Origin of the sequence: Sinomonas sp. G460-2 (genome assembly GCF_047759905.1) — a bacterium.
Lineage (GTDB): Bacteria > Actinomycetota > Actinomycetes > Actinomycetales > Micrococcaceae > Sinomonas.
In genome coordinates, this window is the sequence record NZ_JBKZWT010000364.1 from 1 (window position 1) to 3,384 (window position 3,384).

Genomic DNA, 3,384 nt, shown 5'->3' on the forward strand with positions numbered 1-3,384 from the left:
CAAGCTCGTCACGGACAACCTCTCGCGGCGCCAGGTTCGGCGCGTCGAGACGCCGGCCGGCCCCGTCGAGCTGCGCGGCCGGACCATGACCCTCGCCGGCGAGGAGCTGTTCCTCGCGCCCGCCGCGATGCTCCTGTTCCGGGCACTGTTCGACGCCGGCGGGGCCGTGGTGCCGCGCGAGGCGCTCGCCCGGCTGCTCTCCCAGTCGGGGTCGAGCCATGCGCTCGACATGGCCGTCAACCGGCTGCGGAACGCGCTCCCGAACCCCGACCTCGTGCAGACCGTGGTCAAGCGCGGGTACCGGCTGCGGGCCGAGCGCGCGTAGCCCCGCGGACCTTCGGGGCGCCCGCGCTGGGTGGGGCCCGGATGTGCCAGTATGGGGATGATCCCGACCGAAAGGACGCCCCCGTGCCTTCCGAGCCACACCTCAGCCCCGCGGACATCGCAGGATTCATCGACCACACGCTGCTCAAGCCGACCGCGAGCGAGGCCGAGATCCTGCAGTTGTGCAGCGAGGCGATCGAGCACGGCTTCAAGTCCGTGTGCGTGAACCCGCGCTGGGTCAAGACCGCCCACAAGGCCCTTCGCGGCAGCAACGTGCTCACGTGCGCCGTCGCGGCGTTCCCGCTCGGCGCGACGCCCACGGACGTCAAGGTCTACGAGGCGCGAGGCGCGACGCTCGACGGCGCGGACGAGGTCGACATGGTCATCGACATCGCGGCCGTCCAGGCGAACGACCGCGGCGCCCTCGTGGACGACATCCGGGCCGTCGCGGAGGCCGTGCACGGGAGCTCGTCGATCCTCAAGGTCATCATCGAGACGGCGCTCCTGACCGACGATCAGAAGGTCCTCGCGTGCGAGGCCGCCGTCGAGGCGGGCGCGGACTTCGTCAAGACGTCCACCGGCTTCAACGGCGGCGGGGCGACGATCGAGGACGTGGCCCTCATGCGCAAGACCGTCGGGCCGCACCTCGGCGTCAAGGCGTCGGGCGGGGTACGAACCCTCGCGGACGCCCGGGCTATGATTGCTGCGGGTGCCAACCGGATCGGCGCGAGCTCCGGTGTGGCCATTGTGACCGGCGGCTCCGGCTCCGGTTCGTACTAAGCACACTAGGAGACAAGCATGGCTGACAACGCCGAGAACCGGCCGATCGAGAACGAGAACCCTCTGGTCGGCAACATCGTCATCTTCGTGGTTCTGATGGCGATCTTCGTGCTCGGCCTTGTGGCCGTCTCCTGGCTCGACTTCACGACCGTGTGGCCCATGGCCGTGCTCATCCTGTGCTTCGTCGGCGCGTTCTTCATCCCGATGGCGATCATCAGCCGCTCGGACTCGGGCAGCGAGCACCGCAACTAGTCCTCTTACGCAGTTCAGCGCACCTTCCGGGGCGCGGTCGGAGCACCTCCGCATCGCCTTTCCGGGAGGTGCGCTGGCGCGTTAACACGCGGTTCATCTGGCCGCTGCTCTGGCGCGAAGCCCCGGCGGACCGGATTATTAAGCCACCGCCCGTATGGATTAAATCCAAACGCTGGACAATTGTGTTCCGCGATGCGACCATTTCGTTGTCATCGCGCGGGCACGCCGGCCTGAACGGCCCGCTGCGTCAATCATGGTCGAGAGGAACGCCATGGTCGGGCTGGCACCTTCATCACTCCGTTCAAGCCGGCACGAGACCGTTGACGCGGTCGTCGTCGGATCGGGATTCGGGGCCTCCGTGGCGGCGCTTCGCCTCGCGGAAGCCGGCCATTCGGTGGTCCTCATGGAGCGGGGTCGCCGGTACGGCCCCGGCGAGTTCGCGCGCTCCCCTGCGCAGATGGGGATCAACTTCTGGGATCCCGACCGGCAGCTCTACGGGCTCTTCGACGCGTGGACCTTCCGCGGGCTCGAAGGCCTCGTCTCGGCGGGCCTCGGCGGCGGCTCCCTCATCTACGCGAACGTCCTCCTCCGCAAGGACGAGAAGTGGTTCGTCCGGGAGTCCCCGGTGCCGGGCGGAGGCTACGAGAACTGGCCGTTCACGCGGGCCGAGCTCGACCCCTACTACGACCGGGCCGAGCAGATGCTCACGCCGGTTCGCTATCCATACCAGAACACCCCCAAGACGGCGGCGATGGAGGCCTGCGCGGCAACGCTCGGGCTCGACATCCAGCGGCCGCCGATCGCCGTCACGTTCTCGCCGACCCCGGGTGGCGCACCGCGCACCAACGCCCCACTCCCGCCCGCCCTGTACGGGAGCGTCCACGGACCCGACGCCGTCCGCACCACGTGCACCCTGTGCGGCGAATGCGACCTGGGCTGCAACTCGGGCGCCAAGAACACCCTCGACCACACCTACCTCTCGGCGGCCCAGCACGCGGGGGCCGATCTGCGGACCCTCCATGATGTCCGCGGCATCCGGCCCGTCGCGGGAGGCTACGAGGTGCGGTACGTCGTGCACGATCCGGAAGGCCCCGGGGGGCTGCTCCCCGAACGGATCATCCGCTGCCGCCGCCTCGTGCTCGGCGCCGGGACCTTCGGCACGAACTTCCTCCTGCTCCGCAACCGTGGCTCGCTCCCCGGGCTCAGCCCGATGCTCGGGACGCGCTTCAGCGGCAATGGCGACCTCCTCACGTTCGTCCTCGACGCGAAGACCCCGGGCCGCGAGGGCGAGATGCCGCACGTCCGCACGCTGTCCGGGAGCCGCGGACCCGTGATCACGACCGCGATCCGCGTCCCGGACACGGTCGACGGCGGGACCGGCCGCGGCTACTACGTCGAGGACGCGGGCTACCCCGCCTTCATGAACTGGCTCATCGAGACGGCACAGTTCGGCAGTGCCGCCGAGCGGACCGCGAAGGTCGCGTTCCAGCTCCTCAAGGACCGCCTCTTCGAGGCCCGCCGCTCCAACATCTCCTACGACCTCGCCGCCGCCCTCGGCGACGGGCACCTCTCGGCCAGTTCGCTCCCGCTGCTCGGCATGGGGCGCGACGTGCCGGACGGCGTCATGGGCCTTGCCGACGGGAGGCTCGCCGTGGACTGGACCGTCGCGACGTCCGAGCAGTACTTCGCGCGGGTCCGCGGAACGATGGAAGACATCGCGGGGCAGCTCGACGGGCGCTTCGTCGACAACCCCCTGTGGTGGGCCAAGCGCGTCATCACGGTCCACCCCATCGGCGGCGCCCCGGCCGGGGAGAACTCCTCGTCCGGCGTGTGTGATTCGTACGGCGAGGTCTTCGGCTACCCGGGCCTCTACGTCATGGACGCGGCCGCGATGCCGGGGCCCGTCGGGGCGAATCCGTCGCTCACGATAGCGGCCTTCGCCGAGCGGGCGTGCGAGCGCCTTCTCACGTCGGCGTCGTCGTCTACCCCGCCGTCTGCCCCCACGGGTGCCGGCGCTGACCCGGCCCA

4 protein-coding genes are annotated in these 3,384 nt (G+C 70.1%); all 4 read left to right on the forward strand.

The features are described from left to right. Positions 1 to 325 (forward strand): winged helix-turn-helix domain-containing protein (locus ACLN58_RS19820; RefSeq protein ID WP_415856953.1); only part of this gene is annotated, 325 nt, incomplete at its 5' end. Positions 326 to 408: 83 nt separating this feature from the next. Beyond that, positions 409 to 1,104: a deoxyribose-phosphate aldolase gene (gene deoC / locus ACLN58_RS19825; protein WP_415856954.1), complete on the forward strand. Its 696-nt coding sequence runs from the start codon at positions 409 to 411 to the stop codon at positions 1,102 to 1,104. A gap of 18 nt (positions 1,105 to 1,122) precedes the next feature. Next, positions 1,123 to 1,356 carry a hypothetical protein gene (locus ACLN58_RS19830; protein ID WP_415856955.1) on the forward strand — a complete coding sequence of 78 codons (234 nt, stop codon included), beginning with the start codon at positions 1,123 to 1,125 and terminating at the stop codon, positions 1,354 to 1,356. A gap of 253 nt (positions 1,357 to 1,609) precedes the next feature. Then, on the forward strand, positions 1,610 to 3,384 hold a 1,775-nt coding region (locus ACLN58_RS19835), incomplete at its 3' end, for a GMC oxidoreductase (protein WP_415856956.1).

What these genes read in the sequence shown, in the direction of transcription:
- ACLN58_RS19830 (WP_415856955.1), top strand. Translation starts at nt 1,123, where the DNA reads ATGGCTGACAACGCCGAGAACCGGCCGATCGAGAACGAGAACCCTCTG.